At 71.6% G+C, this 14,351-nt stretch carries 13 protein-coding genes and 1 pseudogene; 8 read left to right on the top strand and 6 right to left on the bottom strand.

Annotated features, from left to right (window positions below):
- Positions 1–5: 5 nt before the first annotated feature.
- From ACFV1W_RS33665 to ACFV1W_RS33655, 3 genes are all read left to right on the top strand, one after another.
- On the top strand, positions 6–1,061 hold the full coding sequence (locus ACFV1W_RS33665; RefSeq protein WP_380421055.1) for a TauD/TfdA family dioxygenase: 1,056 nt from the start codon (positions 6–8) through the stop codon (positions 1,059–1,061).
- The gene (locus tag ACFV1W_RS33660; protein WP_380421054.1) at positions 1,058–5,008 is read left to right on the top strand and encodes an amino acid adenylation domain-containing protein; all 3,951 of its coding nucleotides are present in this window, start codon (positions 1,058–1,060) and stop codon (positions 5,006–5,008) included. Before ACFV1W_RS33665 ends, ACFV1W_RS33660 begins: the two co-directional genes overlap by 4 nt.
- 107 nt (positions 5,009–5,115) lie before the next feature.
- Positions 5,116–5,925, top strand: a complete 810-nt coding sequence (locus ACFV1W_RS33655) for a thioesterase II family protein (protein WP_380421053.1) — start codon at positions 5,116–5,118, stop codon at positions 5,923–5,925.
- A gap of 157 nt (positions 5,926–6,082) precedes the next feature.
- On the opposite strand, the gene ACFV1W_RS33650 is transcribed toward ACFV1W_RS33655, so the two are convergent.
- A complete protein-coding gene (locus ACFV1W_RS33650; RefSeq protein WP_380421052.1) occupies positions 6,083–6,658 on the bottom strand; it encodes an isochorismatase family protein in 576 nt (191 codons plus the stop codon).
- A 70-nt stretch (positions 6,659–6,728) separates the two neighbouring features.
- Here ACFV1W_RS33650 and ACFV1W_RS33645 point away from each other — a divergent pair, with 70 nt between their 5' ends.
- Complete coding sequence (locus ACFV1W_RS33645; protein ID WP_380421051.1) at positions 6,729–7,475, top strand: tyrosine-protein phosphatase; 747 nt, start codon at positions 6,729–6,731, stop codon at positions 7,473–7,475.
- Positions 7,476–7,703: 228 nt separating this feature from the next.
- On the opposite strand, the gene ACFV1W_RS33640 is transcribed toward ACFV1W_RS33645, so the two are convergent.
- The 5 genes from ACFV1W_RS33640 to ACFV1W_RS33620 all read right to left on the bottom strand — a co-directional run bounded on the left by ACFV1W_RS33640 (position 7,704) and on the right by ACFV1W_RS33620 (position 11,357).
- The gene (locus ACFV1W_RS33640) at positions 7,704–7,916 is read right to left on the bottom strand and encodes a hypothetical protein (protein ID WP_380421050.1); all 213 of its coding nucleotides are present in this window, start codon (positions 7,914–7,916) and stop codon (positions 7,704–7,706) included.
- A 223-nt stretch (positions 7,917–8,139) separates the two neighbouring features.
- Entirely contained in the window at positions 8,140–9,291 is a 1,152-nt protein-coding gene (locus ACFV1W_RS33635; protein ID WP_380421049.1) for a hypothetical protein, read from the bottom strand.
- Between the two features lie 947 nt (positions 9,292–10,238).
- Complete coding sequence (locus ACFV1W_RS33630; protein ID WP_380421048.1) at positions 10,239–10,670, bottom strand: arsenate reductase ArsC; 432 nt, start codon at positions 10,668–10,670, stop codon at positions 10,239–10,241.
- A gap of 49 nt (positions 10,671–10,719) precedes the next feature.
- Positions 10,720–10,908: a hypothetical protein gene (locus tag ACFV1W_RS33625; protein WP_380421047.1), complete on the bottom strand. Its 189-nt coding sequence runs from the start codon at positions 10,906–10,908 to the stop codon at positions 10,720–10,722.
- An 11-nt stretch (positions 10,909–10,919) separates the two neighbouring features.
- On the bottom strand, positions 10,920–11,357 hold the full coding sequence (locus ACFV1W_RS33620; protein ID WP_380421046.1) for a three-helix bundle dimerization domain-containing protein: 438 nt from the start codon (positions 11,355–11,357) through the stop codon (positions 10,920–10,922).
- A 118-nt stretch (positions 11,358–11,475) separates the two neighbouring features.
- Between ACFV1W_RS33620 and ACFV1W_RS33615 the strand changes: the two genes are divergently transcribed.
- The 4 genes and pseudogenes from ACFV1W_RS33615 (at position 11,476) to ACFV1W_RS33600 (ending at position 14,099) form a co-directional block, all read left to right on the top strand.
- Positions 11,476–11,787 carry an ArsR/SmtB family transcription factor gene (locus tag ACFV1W_RS33615; protein WP_380421045.1) on the top strand — a complete coding sequence of 104 codons (312 nt, stop codon included), beginning with the start codon at positions 11,476–11,478 and terminating at the stop codon, positions 11,785–11,787.
- A gap of 63 nt (positions 11,788–11,850) precedes the next feature.
- Positions 11,851–12,600 carry an aquaporin gene (locus ACFV1W_RS33610; protein ID WP_380421072.1) on the top strand — a complete coding sequence of 250 codons (750 nt, stop codon included), beginning with the start codon at positions 11,851–11,853 and terminating at the stop codon, positions 12,598–12,600.
- Positions 12,597–13,649, top strand: a pseudogene (locus ACFV1W_RS33605) (ArsO family NAD(P)H-dependent flavin-containing monooxygenase). Before ACFV1W_RS33610 ends, ACFV1W_RS33605 begins: the two are co-directional and overlap by 4 nt.
- Positions 13,650–13,754: 105 nt before the next feature.
- Positions 13,755–14,099 carry a hypothetical protein gene (locus tag ACFV1W_RS33600; RefSeq protein ID WP_380421044.1) on the top strand — a complete coding sequence of 115 codons (345 nt, stop codon included), beginning with the start codon at positions 13,755–13,757 and terminating at the stop codon, positions 14,097–14,099.
- Positions 14,100–14,351 lie beyond the last annotated feature (252 nt).

Raw genomic sequence — 14,351 nt, 5'->3', positions numbered from 1 at the left:
CCGAAGTGACTACCGAAAGCACCCGAGCGCCTGAGCGCCCCGGCCCGAAGAACCTCCGCCGCCGCGCGGTCGCGATGACCGACGGCCCGGCCGTCACCGTCACCCCGCCGGCCGGCGACCGCCTCCCGGCCACCGTCACCCCCGACGTCCCCGGGGTCGACCTCGCGGCCTGGCTCGCCGCCAGCGGCGACGTCCTGAAGGGACTGCTGCACACCCACGGCGCCGTCCTGTTCCGCGGCTTCGGCATCTCGGGCCCGGAGGGCCTGGAGCGGCTGGTCCTCGCGGTCTCGCCGGAGGCGATGAACTACGTGTACGGATCCACTCCGCGCACCCGCGAGATGCGCCAGGTGTACACGTCCACCGAGTACCCGGCCAGCGAGTCGATCCCGCTGCACAACGAGCTCGCGTACGCGACCACGTGGCCGATGCGGCTGTGGTTCCTCAGCCACAAGGCCGCGGAGACCGGCGGCGCGACCCCGCTGGCGGACAGCCGCAAGGTGTACCAGCGGATACCGGAGGACGTCCGGAACCGCTTCGCCGAGCACGGCGTGATGTACGTCCGCAATTACGGCAGCGGCATGGACCTCACCTGGCAGCAGGCCTTCGAGACTGAGGACCCGGCCGAGGTCGAGCGGTTCTGCGAGGAGTCGGGGATCGAGTACACCTGGTTGCCCGACCAGCGGCTGCGGACCAAGCAGATCGCCCAGGCCGTCGTCCAGCACCCGGTCACCGGCGAGTGGTCCTGGTTCAACCAGGCCCATCTCTTCCACACGTCCAGCCTGCCGCAGGAGGCACGCGAGACACTGCTGGAGACGCTGGAGCCGATCGAGCTGCCGCGCAACGCGCTCTACGGCGACGGCACGCCGATCGAGGACGAGGTGATCAAGGCCATCCACGAGGCGATGGAGGCCGAGTACCGCGCCGAGGGCTGGAGCGACGGCGACGTGATGCTGATCGACAACGTCCTGGTGGCCCACGGCCGTCAGCCGTACACGGGAGCACGCAAAGTGCTCGTGGCCATGTCCGAGCCGGCCTCGTCCGACTTCGGGGGTACCCGATGAGCGACGACCTGACCGAGGCGTTCGGCACCTCGCCGCAGCAGGAGCAGGTGTGGCGGGACGCGGTGGCGCGGGACGGCCTCGCCGCCGCGGTCACCGCGGTGGTGGAACTGACCGGCCCACTGGACGTGGAGCGGCTGCGCCGGGCGGCGCAGCAGCTCGTCGAGCGGTACGAGATCCTGCGCACCGATCTGCGCGTTCCGGACGGATACGTGGCGCCGGTGCAGGCGATCTCGCCGGACGCGCGGCTGGAGTTCGAGGTCCGTGACGTCGCGGATCTCGCCGCCGTCCAGGCGGATCAGGTGTGGTCGGCCGAGCCGGTGCTGCGGTCGCGGCCGCTCGCGCTGCGGGTCCTGCGGGTCGCCCCGGAACGGCACGCGCTGGTGCTGACGGCCTCGGCGGCGACGCTGGACCGCGCGGGCGCGACGGTGCTGATCGGGGAACTCGCCGGGGCGTACGCCGCGGACGGTGCCGCTGCGGCATCCGACGACGAGGGGCCGATGCAGTACGCGGACCTCGCCGAGTGGCTGCGCGAGCGGGTCGGCGACGGCAAGTTCGAGATCCAGCAGTGTCTGCGCGGGATCGAGGACGGGACGGCGCCGCTCGGGCTGCCGTTCGAGCTGCCGGTGGCGACCGGAGCCGCGACCTCGATCCCCGGTTCGCTCTTCGCGGTCACCGACGTGTCCGACGTGACTCCCCAGGACGTCACCGAGCTGCTCACCGCCCTCGGTTGCAGCCTCCGCGACCTCCTCCTCGCCGCCTGGCAGGTCACCCTCCACCGTTACACCTCGGCGGACAACCTCCTCACCGGCCTGCTGGACTCCGGTCGCGCCCTCCCCGAGCTCACCGACATCCTCGGCCCGCTGGCCCGCCTCCTGCCGTTCCAGCTCTCGATCGCCGAGGACACCACCTTCCGCACGGTCGTGGGCGCCTGCCACGCGGCTTTCGAGTCGGGCGCGTCGGAGTCGGACCTCTTCGACCCGGCCTGGTGGTCGGCACGCCCCGCCGGCACGGTCGCGGCCTTCGACCACGCCGCCGTCGGCCCCTCCCGCCTGGCGGCCGACGTCCGGTTCTCGACGCTCGCGGTCCACGGCATCCCGTCCGGCGCGGGCCTGTCGCTCGTGGTCGACCAGTCCGGCCCCGCCGAGGCCCGGGTCGCCCTCGCCTACGACACCACCCGCTTCACCGCTGAGGACGTCGCCCAGCTCGCCACGGTCCTGCGGACCGTTCTGGCAGTGGAAGACGCCGACACTCTCGTCGGCGACGTCCGGATCTGGCCGGACTCCGAGCAGGCCTCGCCCGCCGAACGCGACGACGTCCGCCTCGTCCCGTCCCGGTTCGCGGACCACGTCTCGCAGACCCCTGACGCGACGGCTGTCGAGGACGCCACCGGCGCCCTCACCTACGCACAGGTGGACGGGTTCGCGGCCCGGCTCGCCGCTCGCCTCGCCTCGGCGGGCGTCGGCCCCGGCGCGGTCGTCCCGGTCCTCCTGGAACGCGGCGCGAGCACCGTCGCCGCCATGCTCGGCGTCTGGCGCGCGGGCGCGGCCTTCACCGTTCTCGACGACACCACGCCCTCCGGCCGCATCGCCGCGATCCTCGCCGACACCGAGGCGCAGGTCGTCGTCACCAGCGCAGGGCTCGACGGCCTGCTCGCCGACTCCGCCGTGGACCGCATCGTCCTCGACGACCTGACCGACGACGTCCAGGGCACCGTCTTCGAGACCGCCCCGGATGCCCTCGCCTATGTCGTCTACACCTCGGGCAGCACCGGCACCCCCAAGGGCGTCGCCGTCAGCCACGCGGCCCTGGCGTCCTACGTCCACGACGTCGGACACCGCCTCCCGGGCTCGCAGTCCGCCTCGTTCGCCGCCATCACGACCTTCGCCGCCGACCTCGGCTACACCGCGGTCTTCTCCGCCCTGGCCTCCGGCGGCCGACTGTCGGTCATCCCGAAGTCCGCGACCACCGACGCGGCCGAGCTGGCCGCCTGGCTGACCGATCACGCGATCGACTGCCTGAAGATCGTCCCGTCGCACCTGGCGGCCCTCCTGAACGCCTCCGACGACCCGGCCGGCGTCCTGCCGCGCAAGCTGCTGGTCGTCGGCGGGGAGGCCTGCCCGCTCGACCTGATCGAGCGGGTCGCCGCGCTGGCTCCGGACTGCGCCGTCGTCAACCACTACGGCCCGACCGAGACGACCGTCGGCGTCTGCACCTTCCCGGTCGGCAGCACGCCCCTCGACCCGCGGGTCCGGACCGTCCCGATCGGCACGCCGCTGCCCGGAATCCGGGCCGCCGTCTGGGATTCCGCCCGCCGCCCGGTTCCGGCCTGGATGCCCGGCGAGCTGTACGTCTCCGGCACGCAGGTCGCCGAGGGCTACCTGAACCAGCCCGAGATGACCGCGGAGCGGTTCATCACCGCGCCCGCGACGCCCGGCGGCGAACCGCTGCGCTGGTACCGCACCGGCGACGTGGTCCGCGCCCTGCCCGGCGGCGAGCTCGAATACCTGGGCCGCACCGACCACCAGGTGAAGATCAACGGCTACCGGGTCGAGCCGCAGGAGATCGAGGCGGTCCTGCGCGCCCACGCCGGCGTCCGCGAGTGCCTGGTCGCCGTCACCGGCGCCGACAACCAGCTGACCGCGTTCGTCGCCGCCGACGAGGACAACGCCCCGGTCACCGAGCTGACCGAGCACGTCCGCGCGTTCCTGCCGGAGCACATGATCCCCAAGGCGTTCGTCGTCCTCACCGCGCTGCCGCGCACCGAGAACGGCAAGATCGACCGGACGGCGCTGGCCGCCCTGGACGTGGCGGCCAACCGCGCCCGGGACGCCGTGCCGCCTCGCGACTCGCTGGAGTTGCAGGTCCTGGAGATCTGGCGCGCGATGCTGGGCTCGGACCGGTTCGGCGTCACCGACAGCTTCTTCGAGGTCGGCGGGCACTCGCTGCTGGCGTTGCAGCTGCTCGCGGAGATCACCCGCAAGCTCGGCAGCCGCCTGCCCATCTCGGTCCTGTTCGAGAGCGGCACGGTCGAAGGACTGGCCCGCGCGATCCGCGCCCAGGACGGTTGGCAGCCGACGGCCATCGTCCCGATCCGGCCCAACGGCAGCAAGCCCCCGGTGTTCTGCGTCCACGCCGGCGGCGGCAGTGTCATGGGCTACCTCGACCTGGCGCGCTCCCTGCCCGCCGACGTCCCGATCTACGGCCTGGAGTCGGTGGGTCTGGACGGCCGGGCGACACCGCTCGACCGGGTCGAGGACATGGCCGAGCGGTACGCCGCGGAGATCGCGCGGCTGCTCGAAGCCACGGCCGACAGCAAGGCCGGCGCGACCTCGTCGTGCACGGTCATCGGCTGGGGCCTCGGCGCGGTCTTCGCCTACGCGGTGACCGAGCAGCTCCGGAAGCTGGGCCGACCGGTGGGCGCCCTGGTCGTCGTCGACGGAGCCGCTCCGGACGCCCGGGCGCTGCGCGCGGTGCTCGACGGCACGTCCGCCGACGAGTACTACAGCGGGATGACGGACGAGTTCGTCATCGAGCGGTTCGCCGCGCACTACGGACTGTCGGTGGCCGACGAGGACCTCGCCGGCCGTTCCGACGCCGAGAAGCAGGACGTGTTGGCAGCCGCGATGCGGGAGCAGAACGTGCTCGCGTCGGACGCCGGCGTCGGCCACCTGGAGACGCTCTTCGAGCTGTACCGCCGCAACATCGCGGCCTGCAAGGAGTACGTCCTCGGATTCCAGCCCGGTGTCCCGGACTACGACCTGCTGCTGCTCCGCACCAGCGACGACACGGCCGGGCCGGAGCAGGACGACGCGCTCGGCTGGCGGGAGCTGTTCGGCGACCGCTTCACGCTGGCGTGGTTCCCCGGCGACCACTACGAGGTCATGAAGCCTCCGATCGTCGGAACCCTCGCCCCGCTCATCGAGAAGGCGATGGCGAACACCTTGTAGGCGGCATCCGGCCGGATGTCCGAACTGAACGCCGCGGGCCGGCGGGTCCCCGTCCTGACCGGGAACCGCCGGCCCGCGGCCTGGGCCCGTGGGCAAGGAGGTTGGCTGTGTCCCGATGGATCCGGATCTTCCACCCGGTCGCGGATCCCGCGGCCCGGCTGGTGTGCTTCCCGCACGCGGGCGGCACCGCGAGCTCGTACGCCGCGCTGTCCGAAGCCCTGGCACGGCAACGGATCCAGGTGCTGGCGGTCCAGTACCCCGGCCGGCACGAGCGGTTCTCGGAACCCTGCGTCACCGACGCCGACGAGCTCGTCGCCGCGGTCCTCGGTGCGCTGCCGGTCATCGAGGACGGCCATGCCCTGGGCCTCCTGGGGCACAGCATGGGGGCAGTCCTGGCTTTCGAGGCCGCACACCGCCTCCGGGACCGCGGCATCCCGGTCACGGCGCTGTTCGCCTCCGCGCGGCACGCGCCGTCCACCCCGTGGGTCGGACCAGATCCGGCGGAGCGTGACGAGGTGGAGATCCTGGCTGACACCCGCTGGCTCGGCGGCACGAGCGACTCGGTGCTGGCGTCCCGCGAGCTGGTCGAGTTCGTCCTCCCGTCGCTGCGCGGCGACTACCGGCTGCTCGCCGGCTACCGCTACCGCGCGCGGCGCGCCCCGCTGGACTGCCCGCTGGTCACGCTGGTGGGGGACGCCGACCCGGCGGTCTCACCCGAGGACCTCCTGGCCTGGCGGCGCGAGACGGCCGGCGACTTCCGCCGCCACGTCCTGCCCGGCGGACACTTCTATCTCGACGACCGCTCCGCCGAGGTCGCGGCGCTCGTCGGGGCGGCGCTTCGGGATGAGCCGCATGAGCATGCTGACGAGGAACGGAGGACACATGGTGCTCGCCCCGGTGCCGTACGCCGATCCTGAGGCGTTGGGGCGTCTCGTCACCCTCGACCCCGGCACGGACCGTCTCAGCGCCACGCGCGCGGCACCTGGTCCCCTCGACCAGGTGCCGCGCGAGCTCGACGGGACCACCCACGCCCTCAGGCCCGCCGCACCGCACTCGCCGCCGCGCGGAGTCGGGTCAGGCGGGGCGGGTGGCGAGCAGGGCGAGAAGGTCCGCGGTCGTGGTGTTCTGCCCCAGGCGCGGGAAGATCCGGGTGACGCTGTGATCGTGGGCGGTTGCATCGAAGCTGGTCATCGCGTCGGTCGCGAGCAGGACGTTGTAGCCGAGCTCGTAGGCCGTGCGGGCCGTGGTCTCGACGCCGATCTGCGTGTTGATGCCGGCGAGCACGACCTGCGTGACACCCCTCTCCTGGAGCTGCGCGTGCAGGGTGGAGTTGGTGAAGGCGCCCCAGTTGGTCTTGGTCACCCGTAGATCACTCGGCCGGACACCGAGCTCGGGCAGGAGCTCGAGCCAGTCCTGCGTGTCGTCATCGTCCTCCTCGTCGCCGCCGTAGTCGAAGTCGGTGCGCCCCGGGGCCATCGCGGCGACGTTGACGAGCACGACGGGCAGGCCCAGGGAGCGGAAGGACTCGACCAGGGCGACTGCGTTCGCGACCACGCCCTCCACCGGGTGTGCTTTGGGCCCTTCGACGATCCCCTTCTGCAGATCGATCACGACGAGTGCTGGCAGTGCGTCAAGGAGGCTCGGCTGCATGGTCATTACCCTGCCACACCCTCCGGCCGTACCGCCTCACCCGTCGGGTCGATGTTCGTAGGGTGTACCCATGGAACGGATCATCAGCTTCACCCACCTGCGCAACGTCCGCGACCTGGGCGGTCTGGTCACCACGGACGGGCAGGCGATACGCCCCGGGCTCGTCTACCGGTCCGACAGCCTCCACAAACTGGCAGGCGCGCACGCGGCCGAGGACCGGGAACGCTACGCCAAACTCGGCGTGCGCACCGTGATCGACCTGCGGCACGGCTGGGAGATCGACCAGCAGGGCCGGGCGCCGCTCGACACCGCGCCCGCCTGGCACCACCTGAGCATCGAGCACCGCTCCTACGACCAGTACCACCAGTCGTTCGAGGACGTCGCGCGGTTCTTCGCGGACCGCTACGTCGAGACCGCCGAGGACGGACGGGAGGAGATCCGCGCCGTACTCGAACTGGTGGCGGACCCGCAGTCAGCGCCCGTGCTGTACCACTGCAAGGGCGGCAAGGACCGGACCGGGATCGTCACCGCCCTGATCCTCAGCCTGCTCGGGGTCGCCGAGGCCGACATCGTCGCGGACTACGCCTTGACGGAAGCCGTACGCCCCGTCCTGCTCGCCGAGTGGGATGCCGCAGGAGGAAAGCCGCTTCCGCCCGGGACCGGTGCGTTCCGCGCCCCTGCTCGGGCCATGGAGCTGTTCCTGACCGCGCTCGCGCGGGACTACGGCTCGGTCTCCGGCTACGTCGCCTCCACCGGCGCAGACCCGGAGGACCTGGCGCGGCGGCTGCGCGCCCTCTACCTCGTGAGGGAGTTCTGAGCCTTCTCCGCTCCGTCGGAACTCGCCCGTCAAAGATCACCAGGCCCCGGCGACCTTCGGTCGCCGGGCAGGCCCGCCGTTCCACGGTTCCCGCCTTTGGTCCGGCCGCCGGTCCGGCCCATGCCCCTGGCGCCATTGGTTGATCTCGCGGGGGGGCACCGGGCGTGCCAATGGGCAGCGTGAACTGCCCCCCTTCCACCGGGCCCGCCGTTCATCCAGGGCGGGTGGCTACTCGCTCATGAAGACGACGCGGCGGGGTGTACCGGAGGTGCCGGACGTCGTGGTGGTCGTGGTGCGGCCGGCCGGGACGGCTCGGTCGCGGCCCCAGGTGCGGATCTCCTCGATCTGTTCGGGGTTGGTCCGGCTGAGCGGCGTGGTGTTGGCGAAGGTGTCGAGCACGAACGACGGGAGCAGCTTGGCGGCTCCGCCGTTGAGGTGCACCTCGGCTCCGACCTCGTGCAGGGCGGCTTCGATGTCGGGTGGAGCGCAGGTCGCGCAGGCCGGTGGCCCTGTCGGTTCGGCGGGACGGCAGTAGGACGGCGGGTCGAGGACGCGGTCAGCCCGGGACGCAGCCGCGCCTTCAGTTGGCGGCCCGACACGGGTTCCATCAGGCCGGCCAACCGGTCCCAGTCGGCGGCGGCGGCCGCAAGCACCTGGTACGGGTTCATCGGTTCCTTCCGTCGATGGCCTTCACGGCCGCGAGTTGACGTTCGATCACGTCTGCGGCGGCGGCCCGCCGCACCACGAGGTGCACCTCCCACTGCGCACCGCGGATCAGTTCGGCCTCGACCGCGGCCCAGAGCATGCCGAGACTGACCTCGTACGGCAGCCCGCCCCGGCCGGAACCGAGCAGCGGAAGACAGATCGAGCGCAGCGGAGGATCGAACTGCCGGTGTTCCTCGGCGAGTACGGCGAGCGCCCGGGCGACCGCCCGGGTCACGTCCGCCGGCAGCACGTCGTAGTCGTTCGTCCCGAGGCGCGGGACCGCCACCGCGGCGTGATAGATCCGCCGAACGCCCTGCTCCACCAGCGCCCCCGCCCCGACCGCCGCCACGGTTCCCGGCAGGACCGCCCGGCCCGGCGCCCCGTGCCGGACGGCCCACCTCCGCAACTCCTCGTGCACCCGGTCCTCGACGAGCTCCCCGGTCGTCCCGCGCAGCGCTCCCACCCGCCGAAGCGACGCCGACACCGACGACTTGTACGGCTCCGGCAACGCCAGATAGGTGTTGGTCGGCGAGACCACGACGTCCACATCGCGCAGCAGATCGACGGGGTGGACGTGCACCGTCACCAGCGCGGTCCGCTCACCCACCCGGACCCGCAGCGACCGGTGACCCGACGACGCAGTTGAGAGCGGCCCGACATCCCCCGCCTCCCCTGCCTGCTCCGCCTGGCGCGACTGCGCTGCCCGATTCGGCTGCCCCGCCCGCGCGGCCATCCGGATCACCTGCTCGGCGACCTCACCCAGCACCAGCGCCTCGTGGTGCTTGCGGAATCGCTCCACGCTCACCCCGTACACGCCCGCGGCATGCTTCCGACGGTCGGCGGGCGGCCAGTCGCGAGTGCCCTGGGCCAGGCCGAGGCTGTACTCGGCGGCCGTGTGAAGGTTGCCGGGATCGATTCGCGTCACCGCCTGGCGCAGCAGCCGCTCCACAGCGGCGGGCCGCGACTCCCGCCCGGCCGGCAGGTCGATCATGTCTGCGGCCCGGGCCAGCGCCGGGAGCTCCAGCTCACGCAGCCGTACCAGGCCGACTCGCCGCAATTCCCGCACCTCCCTGAGAACTGACGCGTGGTCCGGCAGGTCGCTGTGCAGCATGCCCGAAAGGACCGCACCGTGCCGACGGCGGCGACAAGCTGGATCCGCCCTCCCATCCAACCACCCCGCCCGGGCGGCTTCGGGTCGCTTTCCGGGCGCACCTCGGGCACCCGCCGGACAACGGCACGCGGATCGCTCCGCGGGTCGAAGCCGGTCTGCAGAGCCTCTGGTGATCGACGGCAGCGTCCCCGGGCCGGATACCGACGTGGTGGGGCCGTCGACGGCGGCGAGGCTTACTGGGCGTTTCACCCTGATTCCGAGGTTCATCTTCCGCGCCAGGCCGGTGTGCTCTCGCCGGTGAGTCGGCGGGTCACGATCCTGATCATCGCGACGACCACTCCCGCACCCACCCGGAAAGGCCCCGCAGCACACCGGCCCGTGCCCCACATCCGATTGAATGGACGTCACAAGTGGCACCACGCCGGTAGCCGAGCCGATGACCACCCAACGACCACCAACGGAAAAGGCCGCTTCCACCATCCGGTGGAAACGGCCTCCGACCTGCGGATTCGCAAGTCGGGACGACAGGATTTGAACCTGCGACCCCTTGAACACCCAGCGGTCGAACGAATGTCTGACTGATGTTCACCAGTCCGATTCACGCAGGTCAGGGCCTATCCCGTCCAACCCGCATGACGCCTGATGCCAGCTCATGACACCCAATCCGTGAGAGGCGCGTGAGAGGCAGCGGCCGAGGGGGCGTTCGAGAGTGATTTGCCTCACATCCTGATTGTAACGCTCATCCCGCTTCCCCAGAGCACCTCTACCGCCCCCAGCCCGCGTGCAAGACTGCCGAACACTCCGGCCAGACAATCCCGCATCGGTCATCGTTTGCAGGAGCGGTTAAGCCCTGATCGAGAAGCGAAAAAGCACGGCGGAGCCGAAGCCGATGATGACGACCTCGCGTACCTCGGCCCCGGTCTCTGCGTTCGCGGTCATGAAGATGCTCAGCTCTCCTTGCCCTGCTCGGCCTTGGCGTCCATCTCGGCGATGAGGTCCTCGATGAGGCCCTTGATCTCGTCGCGGATCGGGCGGACGGCCTCGACACCCTGGCCGGCCGGGTCCTCCAGCTTCCAGTCGAGGTACTTCTTGCCGGGGAAGTACGGGCAGGCGTCGCCGCAGCCCATGGTGATCACATAGTCGGACGCCTGGACGGCCTCGGTGGTCAGGACCTTCGGCTTCTGGTCCGAGATGTCGATGCCCAGCTCGGCCATCGCGGCGACGGCGGAGGGGTTGATCCGGTCGCCCGGGATCGAGCCGGCGGAGCGGACCTCGACGCGGTCGCCGGCGAGGTGGCGCAGGAAGCCGGCGGCCATCTGGGAGCGGCCGGCGTTGTGGATGCAGACGAACAGCACGGAGGCGATCGGCGCGGTGGTCATGGTGAGGTGTCCTTCGGTTGTGCGGTGCCCGCTGTTGGACGGGTGGGGGTTACTTCGGCTGGTCGGTGAGTTCGGTGAGGGCCTGGCCGCGGGAGCCGATCTGGTCGCAGATGGCGCGGATGCGCTCGATCGGGACGCCGGGCGGGCCGGGGACGGGCCGGTCCAGGTTGCGGCGGCCTTCGGGCAGGGGGCAGGCGTCGCCGCAGCCCATGGTGACCACCACGTCGGCGGCGGCCACGACCTCCTCGGTCAGCGGTTTCGGGAAGACATCTTGCGGCAGCTCGACACCGACCTCTGCCAGAACTTCGGCGATGCGCAGGTCCAGGTCGTCGGCCGGTCGGTGCCGGCTGACGTTACGTGGACCCGTCCTTCGGTGAGGTGGGTGAGGATGGCGGCGGCGAGCTGGGAGCGTGCGGCGTTGCCGGAGCGGACGAAGAGCACTCGCGGGACGGCGGATGTGGGGCGGCCCTCGGCACGGGCAAGGGCTTCCAGGCGCTCGCCCGTGAGGCACTCGGCGAGGACGATCAGGTGGGTGCGGATGGTGGCGCCTTCGGCGAGGAGCCGGTAGGAGTCGGCCAGCAGCCGGTGGATGGCCTCCGGCGCGAAGGTGCCGTCGTAGCGCAGGGCTAGGCGGGTGGCGCCCGCCGAGAGTCTCGGGTCCGGCGCCGATGGCGGGGAGTCGTTCATCAGGGGTTCCAGCCCTTCGGGGGCAGCGGGTCGCGAGAAGAAGACGCGCAGGTGTCCCCGGTGGCGGCCGGGAGGATGGGGCTCGCTTCGGCGCCCCGACGCGGTAACGTATCAGCCCATGGTGACATCAGTTGACGGTGATATTTTGAAGGCTCTGGCTGACCCGCTCCGGATGCAGATCATCGCGCTCCTCGCCGAGGAGGCGCTGTGCACGACGCATCTGGTCGAGGAGACCGGTGCGAAGCAGACCAACCTGTCGAACCACCTGAAGATCCTGCGCGAGGCCGGGCTGGTCGACACCGAGCCCTGCGGGCGCTTCACGTACTACAAGCTCCGCGCCGACGTCCTGGAGGCCGTCGCCGGGGAGTTCGCCGGATTGGCCGCCACCGCCCGCGAAGCCTCCGCGAACAACCGCAGGCGGTCCTGCTGAACCACCCCAGCCCCATCCCGGCGGCCCCACTCCGCCCTGCACGAGGAGTACCTGTTGAGCGCCATGGACGAGGCGAGACCTGAGATCACCGAGGCCGAGCCCCTCGCCGTCGAGCCGCCTGCCATCCCGCTGCTGAACCGGGTGGCGGCAGAGCTGGTCGGCACCGCCGCCCTGGTGGCGGTGGTGGTCGGCTCCGGCATCCAGGCCACCGAGCTCACGAGGGACGTCGGCCTGCAGCTGCTCGCCAACTCCCTCGCCACCGTCTTCGGCCTGGGCATCCTGATCCTGCTCCTCGGGCCGGTCTCGGGCGCGCACTTCAACCCGGTCGTCACCCTCGCCGAGTGGTGGACCGGCCGCAAGGACCCCAAGGGCCTGGGAGCCCGCGAGGTCGCCGCGTACATCCCCGCGCAGATCGTGGGTGCGATCGGCGGCGCGGTGCTGGCGGACGCGATGTTCGGTGAGGCGCTGGTGAAGTGGTCGACGCATGACCGCTCCGCCGGGCACCTGCTGCTCGGCGAGGTCGTCGCCACCGCCGGCCTGATCCTGCTGATCTTCGGGCTGGCGAAGACCGACCACCTGCGCTTCGCCCCGGTCGCGGTCGCCTCCTACATCGGCGCCGCCTACTGGTTCACGTCCTCGACCTCGTTCGCCAACCCCGCCGTCTCCATCGGCCGGGCGTTCACCGACACCTTCGCCGGCATCGCCCCGAGCTCGCTGCCCGGGTTCATCGGGATGCAGCTGATCGGCGGGGTCGTCGGCCTGGCCCTCGTCGCACTGATCTTCACCCACCGCGCCAAGGCCGCCGCCAAGTGAGCGCCGTCCGGCGCGTCCAGGTCCTCGTCGTCGGGGCCGGCCAGGCCGGCCTTGCCGCCGGCTACTTCCTGCGGCGCGCCGGACTCGACTTCGCCATCCTGGACGCCTCGAACGCGCCGGGCGGCGCGTGGCAGTACTACTGGGAGAGTCTGCGGCTCTTCTCCCCTGCCGCGTACTCATCGCTGCCCGGACGTCCCATGCCGGGCCAGGCCGGGCAGACCTATCCGGACGCGGAGCACGTCGTCGAATATCTCGTCGAGTACGAGAAGCGGTACGAGCTTCCCGTCCACCGCCCAGTTCAGGTCCGCGCGGTGGAGGACGCCGGCGACGCCGGTCTGCTGGCCCGCACCGACGACGGCACCTGGCACACCGGCGCGCTGATCTGCGCCACCGGCTCCTGGTCGCGTCCTTTCATTCCCGCCGTCCCGGGCCGCGAACTGTTCGCCGGACGGCAGCTGCACACCCGCGACTACCACCGGGCCGAGGACTTCACCGGCCAGCGCGTCGTCGTGGTGGGCGGCGGCAACTCCGGCGCGCAGATCGCCGCCGACCTCCTCGGTCACGCCGCCGCCGTCCGCTGGGTCGCCCGCCGCCCCGCCCGGCTCCTGCCCGAAGAGATCGACGGCCGGGCCCTGTTCGAGATCGCCACCCGCCGCGTCCAGGACGGCGGCCCGCGCATCAGCGACCTCGGCGACATCGTCGCAGTCCAGTCCGTCCGCCAGGCCCGTGCAGCCGGACTCCTCGACGACCACCGCATGTTCACCGCCCTCACCCCAGACGGCCCGCGCTTCGCGGACGGCACGGTGTGACCGACGGACACCATCATCTGGTGCACCGGCTTCCGCCCGGCCCTGGCCCATCTCGCCCCGCTCGGACTCCGTGGCGGCGAACGCGGCCGCATCGACACGATGGGCACCCGCGTCACCGCCGACCCGCGCGTCCACCTCCTCGGCTACGGGGACTGGACCGGCTCCGCCTCCGCGACACTCATCGGGGTGGGTCGGACCGCACGGCAGACCGTCGCCGAAATCATCGGTCTCCCGCACTGACCGGTCCCCGGCGCTGGGGGCAGAAGGTTGCACCAGTACCCAGGTACGGGCTTACGGTCGAAACGTCCCCACCGCGCACGCCAGGAGAGACGAGGAGGAAGAGCCGTGACCGAGCCGAGTTGGATTCCCACGTCCTGCGCCCTGCCCACCGAGCAGCAGCCGCTACGAGTGGCCGAGTGGGACCAGCTGTTCGCTGAACACCTGACCACTGCGACCCGCCCGGACCGACTGCGGCTGCACATGGTGTTCGCGGGCAGCACGCAGATCGAGCAGACGGTGCGGGACCTGGCGGCTCGCGAGAGCGACTGCTGCTCGTTCTTCGCCTTCGCCGTTGTCCCGGGCCCGGGCTCCGACGTTCGTTTGGACGTCGAGGTCGCCCCGGCGTACGAGAAGGTGCTGGACGCGCTACAGGCGCGGGCCACCACCGTGGCCGAGGGCGGCGGGCAGTGAGCGGGGAAGCTCTGCGGTCGGGACAGGTCGCGACGACCTGACCACCATCCGCGAAGCCGTCGTGGCCGGCGTTCAGCTGGCGGACGGCGTCTCCTGCGACCCGACCTGTCACGTCATCGGCCCCGACGGCCGTGCGCTGGAGGGCATCGTCGCCGCCATACTGATCTCGGCGCTTCAAGGTGATTGGCCTGTTTGCGTAGCTGACTGACGGTCATTTGCGCGCTATGCCGTTGGTATGCGCTATGCGGATGG

Origin of the sequence: Kitasatospora sp. NPDC059648, from assembly GCF_042734825.1 — a bacterium.
Classification (GTDB): Bacteria; Actinomycetota; Actinomycetes; order Streptomycetales; family Streptomycetaceae; genus Kitasatospora.
The sequence above is the reverse complement of the archived record's forward strand: the minus strand, read 5'-3'. Positions and strand labels throughout refer to the sequence as shown.

What these genes read in the sequence shown, in the direction of transcription:
- ACFV1W_RS33615 (WP_380421045.1), top strand. Translation starts at nt 11,476, where the DNA reads ATGGTGACATCAGTTGACGGTGATATTTTGAAGGCTCTGGCTGACCCG.
- ACFV1W_RS33610 (WP_380421072.1), top strand. Translation starts at nt 11,851, where the DNA reads ATGGACGAGGCGAGACCTGAGATCACCGAGGCCGAGCCCCTCGCCGTC.
- ACFV1W_RS33660 (WP_380421054.1), top strand. Translation starts at nt 1,058, where the DNA reads ATGAGCGACGACCTGACCGAGGCGTTCGGCACCTCGCCGCAGCAGGAG.
- ACFV1W_RS33645 (WP_380421051.1), top strand. Translation starts at nt 6,729, where the DNA reads ATGGAACGGATCATCAGCTTCACCCACCTGCGCAACGTCCGCGACCTG.
- ACFV1W_RS33620 (WP_380421046.1), bottom strand. Translation starts at nt 11,357, where the DNA reads ATGAACGACTCCCCGCCATCGGCGCCGGACCCGAGACTCTCGGCGGGC.
- ACFV1W_RS33630 (WP_380421048.1), bottom strand. Translation starts at nt 10,670, where the DNA reads ATGACCACCGCGCCGATCGCCTCCGTGCTGTTCGTCTGCATCCACAAC.
- ACFV1W_RS33635 (WP_380421049.1), bottom strand. Translation starts at nt 9,291, where the DNA reads ATGCTGCACAGCGACCTGCCGGACCACGCGTCAGTTCTCAGGGAGGTG.
- ACFV1W_RS33650 (WP_380421052.1), bottom strand. Translation starts at nt 6,658, where the DNA reads ATGCAGCCGAGCCTCCTTGACGCACTGCCAGCACTCGTCGTGATCGAT.